The sequence below is a fragment of the Comamonas sp. A7-5 genome, from assembly GCF_039581385.1.
GTDB lineage: Bacteria > Pseudomonadota > Gammaproteobacteria > Burkholderiales > Burkholderiaceae_C > Comamonas > Comamonas thiooxydans.
Map to the genome: position 1 here is coordinate 1 of NZ_JBCPWO010000035.1, position 4,555 is coordinate 4,555.

General features: G+C 49.6%; 6 protein-coding genes. 4 read left to right on the forward strand and 2 right to left on the reverse strand.

From position 1 onward, the window contains the following. The first annotated feature begins 605 nt into the window (after positions 1 to 605). The gene (locus AAIL67_RS24500) at positions 606 to 1,292 is read left to right on the forward strand and encodes a response regulator transcription factor (protein ID WP_059441808.1); all 687 of its coding nucleotides are present in this window, start codon (positions 606 to 608) and stop codon (positions 1,290 to 1,292) included. Between the two features lie 192 nt (positions 1,293 to 1,484). Here AAIL67_RS24500 and AAIL67_RS24505 read toward each other — a convergent pair whose 3' ends face one another. Then, positions 1,485 to 2,324 carry an AlpA family phage regulatory protein gene (locus AAIL67_RS24505; protein WP_343485375.1) on the reverse strand — a complete coding sequence of 280 codons (840 nt, stop codon included), beginning with the start codon at positions 2,322 to 2,324 and terminating at the stop codon, positions 1,485 to 1,487. Positions 2,325 to 2,686: 362 nt separating this feature from the next. Here AAIL67_RS24505 and AAIL67_RS24510 point away from each other — a divergent pair, with 362 nt between their 5' ends. Then, entirely contained in the window at positions 2,687 to 2,941 is a 255-nt protein-coding gene (locus tag AAIL67_RS24510; RefSeq protein ID WP_343485376.1) for a hypothetical protein, read from the forward strand. Positions 2,942 to 3,250: 309 nt separating this feature from the next. After that, positions 3,251 to 3,613, forward strand: a complete 363-nt coding sequence (locus tag AAIL67_RS24515; protein ID WP_343485377.1) for a hypothetical protein — start codon at positions 3,251 to 3,253, stop codon at positions 3,611 to 3,613. A 68-nt stretch (positions 3,614 to 3,681) separates the two neighbouring features. Here AAIL67_RS24515 and AAIL67_RS24520 read toward each other — a convergent pair whose 3' ends face one another. Further along, positions 3,682 to 4,119, reverse strand: a complete 438-nt coding sequence (locus tag AAIL67_RS24520; RefSeq protein WP_343485378.1) for a hypothetical protein — start codon at positions 4,117 to 4,119, stop codon at positions 3,682 to 3,684. Between the two features lie 145 nt (positions 4,120 to 4,264). Between AAIL67_RS24520 and AAIL67_RS24525 the strand changes: the two genes are divergently transcribed. Further along, complete coding sequence (locus AAIL67_RS24525) at positions 4,265 to 4,519, forward strand: hypothetical protein (protein ID WP_343485379.1); 255 nt, start codon at positions 4,265 to 4,267, stop codon at positions 4,517 to 4,519. Positions 4,520 to 4,555: the final 36 nt, after the last annotated feature.

Genomic DNA, 4,555 nt, shown 5'->3' on the forward strand with positions numbered 1-4,555 from the left:
GTTCCTTTGAATAGCGAGTTTTCAGACAAGTGAAAGAGAGAGTGTGTGTGAGCCAAAGACCATTTGCAGATATGCAAAAGGCCCCTGTTAACCGTCAACAAGTTCTGGAGTGCTTGGTTACGCTCCAAAACAAGCGTTCGGTAAGGCCAGTTTCAGAAAATGACTAAGAAACAGTAATACCCTGTTTAGAAATATTTTCTTAACAAAACAAATTCAATAAAAAATGATTGCGTTATTGTGTTTTGTGCATGGTGCGCTATTGAATAAATAGCATCTATGGGAAAATTCTTACATTGTTAAAAAAAGTAATCTATATTTCTGTTTATTTTTCATGTCCATTGTTTCAATAACAAAGGGTTTACATCTATTTTTCATGCATCTACTTCAATCAATACCATGTATTGGAGTTTTAATTTGTAAAAATATAAACTACGTATTTCTTTATTTACTTTTAGTGGATTTTAAAAAAAGGAGATTTTATTTTTCGCGTGACTGCCAACCAATCTATTTACTTGCTGGGGTGTCACATGTATCTATCCGACGCATCTATGAGTTCGCGGTCTGACGTCGGCAGAGCTGAAGGCACATCTATTGCCTTCGGTGGCATGTGGCCGTCTGACATGAAAGGTCAGCAGAGCCAACCTGTGCGAGTCTTTCTGGTCGATGATGACAGGCACATCAGGAACGTGATCGCGCAGGAGCTCATGCGTGACCCGCGCACTCTTCTGGTAGGGCAGGCTTCCAGCTACAAAGAGGCTCGCAAGAACGTCTTTTCTCAAGAGTTCGACGTACTCCTCATCGACCTGTCTATTGGCGAAGGCCAAGGAGCTGAGCTGCTGGAGTCCATCCAGCTAAAAAGGCCTGACGTGCTATGCATCGCAATTTCTGCAAGTGAAAGCGACGATGCGGCCATGGATGCTCTTAAGAGAGGCGCTGTTGGATACCTGGTGAAGAATTCGTGGTTTGGAAGCTATTTGCAGGCCGTGCTGGAAGTAGCCAATGGTGGAGCTGCGATATCTCCCCGGGTGGCGAAAAAAATCATTCCAAAAATATTTAATGCAGCTATGCAGGGAGAAAAAATCTTCACGCATAAAAAATTTGAGTCACTGACTGAAAGAGAAATAGATATATTGAAGTTGATAGCTCAAGGAAAAACCACTCAAGAGATTTCGTCCTACCTGGAAATCAGCCCATTGACTGTGGCAACACATGTAAAAAATATTTACGGAAAAATGCAGGTCAGAACCAGAGCACAAGCTGTCAGATATGCGATGCTGACAGGTATCATTTAAACTCTCTTTTTTATCTGAGTTTTAAGTTCGAGATAAATGGAGTTTTTCTTACAGAGGTTCTTTGATTGATTATCTTTGACAAGAGAATTTATTCGTCAAGTTGCAGACGATTTTTACCTGACTGCTTTCAATTGTGCAGCCCCTGTTTGGTAATGTTCAAAAAGCCTTCGCAACCTGGGTATGGGCAAGGCTTTAGGTGGTAGAGACCATAGTGTTTGGATACCACTCCGCAACCAGCATTGCTGCTTGTGCATGAGCCAATTGCCAGTGCTCCTTTGACGTGCTACCGGGGCGGTCTGGCAATTCAATGTGCCGATCCGCAGCCCGGATAGCAAACCAGAACCTGCGACTCCACCCATCGTTAAGCGGTGGCTTATGAAGTGCCGGTGAAGTAATCACTATCACCCTCTTACCGGCCGCCCTGGCGTAACCAATCTCAACCAGAGTGTCGTAGGCTTCCAGATCTTCAAGATAGGCCACAACTACATCAGCCCGAGAAATGCCTTGGAGCGCTCCACGGTATGCGGCGTTCTGTGCTCTGTCAGGCGAGCACGGAGTCACTCCATGCATGTACCCGTGGTCGCTGCCTCTGGTCTTCCATGGACCCGAGTACATGAACCTTGTGCGCGTTCCATAAAAGACCATTTCTTGCGGCGGCGCGATCAGTACGTCAGCTTCCGAACTTTCCGTTTCTAAATCACCGAGGGCATTGGATTTGGAAACATCGAAGATTCGCCAGCAAGAAAAGTCCCCGCCTGGCTTCTTGTTGTCTACAGACTCTCCCATCCTGCCCGCCATGTAGACGAGAGGGAGTGCGAGATGGACTTGGCGAGCCGCTTTTCTAGCCTGTAGCCAGTTTTCGATATCAGCCTCGAACCAGCCAATGCTTCTATTGCTCATCGGCGTTGGGTGAGGAAACTTGTCCTGCCGCAAAAGCTTGTAGAGCATCGACTTTGATAGCGCTGTCCGAGTCAACACCTCATCCATAGGGATGACATATTTAGTGACAGGTGACGCGCTCTCCCTAGACATATGGCCTCTTGAACTCAGGTGTTAGATGCATGCACCGCAGTTAATCCATGCAATAAATATTACTTCTTGATAGCCAAACTCAATGTAGGAGGCACTCTAACATGAAAGTAAATTAAGAACGATTTGCATTTATAGCAATGCTTGTTGATCACTTCCTCACCCCGTGGTGAAGTGCGGTGCGATAATTTCTGGCCCAAGAGTGAGATAAGTTGAGTGGTTGAGCGCGCGAGGCTTTCTCGCTAGGAGAAAAGGATTTCAGATCAGCCTAAAGCGGTCACTTGCGAGAATGCCTCCAAGGACTACTTCTGGCCGTTCCCAGTCATACGCCCAGGAGTCGCGCCCTGCTCTGAGACAATCGCGCAATGACCGATGAATCCCCGATCCACACAGTCCACAAGCGCGTTTGCCACACGTTCCTCCGGCACTGGAAGGCCCACAACAACGCCTATCCCAAGCTGATCAAGATGACGCCGGAAGAGCTGCGGCAGTTCAACATCGTCAACGCCTTCGCTAAGCCCAATGAAATGTGGGGCGTCCCAATTGAAATCGACTCCAGCACCACGGGCGTGATGCTTGCGGTCGATGAAACGGAAATGCCTCTCGTTCAAGGCTACTGAGAGAAGAAGCCCACCCGGGATGGCTACTGGTGACCAGCCGTGAGGATTGCCTCGTGTATTTCGGAATAGGCCCGGTAGGTGTGGTGCGCTCCCCTGCACCATTCTGAGCGACAAGCGCAGCACTGCTGACGACGCCAATCGGGAATCCAACGGCAGCAGCTGCCTTGAAGCCAACCGTTCAGTGCAAGCATCGGTAAAACTTCTGGAGATCGTCACACCGGTATGACATAAACCGCTGAAGCAGCGCGTAAATTGAATTTGGTTGGCCCCGTGCTGTGACTGTGTACAGGGAGCGCAAGGAGTTCGCCGATGAAAGTCATCCCTCAATGGTCGTACAGCATGAGCGTGCGCGACCCTGTACTGGATGCACAGCATATTGAGCTGCTGGAGTTGTGCCGCGCGGTACAAGACATGGCACAACATGGCCAACAAAAGAGCGACCTGTGTGCGTGGCGGCTAGAAGAGATCGTCCATGCCTTGCGCAAGCACGACCAACTCGAGATCAACAGGCTGCTGGACCGGGGAGAGCGTTTGTCAAAACAACAGCGCATCAATCGCGCAAATGCCCTGCTGCAACTCGAAGAGCTAGCCCTCGCCGCGCCATTGCACGACATGCCCCTGACGAAGCTCCAAACCCTACTCTGTGGCTGGATTCAACACCACTTGCACTAACGTTAGCGGGTGATACATCGTTAGCAATGTGGCAGGAATTCCTGCCACATTTCATTCACACCTAAAACTTAGGACGCTTTAGCTGCTTTTTTGGACTTCACCGACACTTTGCGAGGGCTAGGAGCCACCTCTTCTGTCTTGACAGGGCGTCCCGTCTTGATCGAAGGCACAGTCTCCAAAGCCGCAAGCAGTTGCTTGTCGTCCAAAGTGGACAATAGCTTGAGACCTGCCCGCAGCAGCTCACTTTTCTTGGCCAAATGGCCCTGCAGGGCAGCTCGCAGTTTCAGCGCATCGATCCCTTCGTATTCATTCTTCGGGATGGTGAAGCTATCGCGCACCAGCTTCGGTTTCTTGGATTTGGCGTCAACAACCTCATGTGCTGCCACCACAGAAGGGGCTGGAGCCGAGGATTCTACTTTAGGCGCTGTGGGTACCGCTGCTGTGCTGGTGGCCTCGACCGCCGTGACGATCTTGGATTTTGACGATTTTTGTTTACGGACTGGCATAACGAATATTAAAGAAAACTAGACATACCGTTTATACCGTTTAAATCAACTACTCAACAGCTCCACTGACTCTTTTCACCATCAGCTTCTCGGAGCTTCCATTCGGACACCATGACACTGTGACCTGCTCTGAGACAATCGCGCCATGACCGAGGAATCACCGATCCACACAGCCCACAAGTGCGTTTGCCACACGTTCCTCCGGTACTGGAAGGCCCACAACAACCCCTATCCAAAGCTGATCAAGATGACGCCGGAAGAGTTGCGGCAGTTCAACATCGTCAACGCCTTCGCCAAGCCCAATGAACTGTGGGGCGCCCCTATCGAGATAGACCCCAACACCACGGGCGTGATGGTCGCGTTTGATAGGACGGAAATGCCTTTGGTCGAAGGCTATTGAGGGAGCGCGCAGACTTGACTTCTCCTCTGTCACGCT

Coding starts and splice junctions, on each gene's coding strand:
- AAIL67_RS24500 (WP_059441808.1), top strand. CDS start 606: ATGTGGCCGTCTGACATGAAAGGTCAGCAGAGCCAACCTGTGCGAGTC.
- AAIL67_RS24515 (WP_343485377.1), top strand. CDS start 3,251: ATGAAAGTCATCCCTCAATGGTCGTACAGCATGAGCGTGCGCGACCCT.
- AAIL67_RS24520 (WP_343485378.1), bottom strand. CDS start 4,119: ATGCCAGTCCGTAAACAAAAATCGTCAAAATCCAAGATCGTCACGGCG.
- AAIL67_RS24510 (WP_343485376.1), top strand. CDS start 2,687: ATGACCGATGAATCCCCGATCCACACAGTCCACAAGCGCGTTTGCCAC.
- AAIL67_RS24525 (WP_343485379.1), top strand. CDS start 4,265: ATGACCGAGGAATCACCGATCCACACAGCCCACAAGTGCGTTTGCCAC.
- AAIL67_RS24505 (WP_343485375.1), bottom strand. CDS start 2,324: ATGTCTAGGGAGAGCGCGTCACCTGTCACTAAATATGTCATCCCTATG.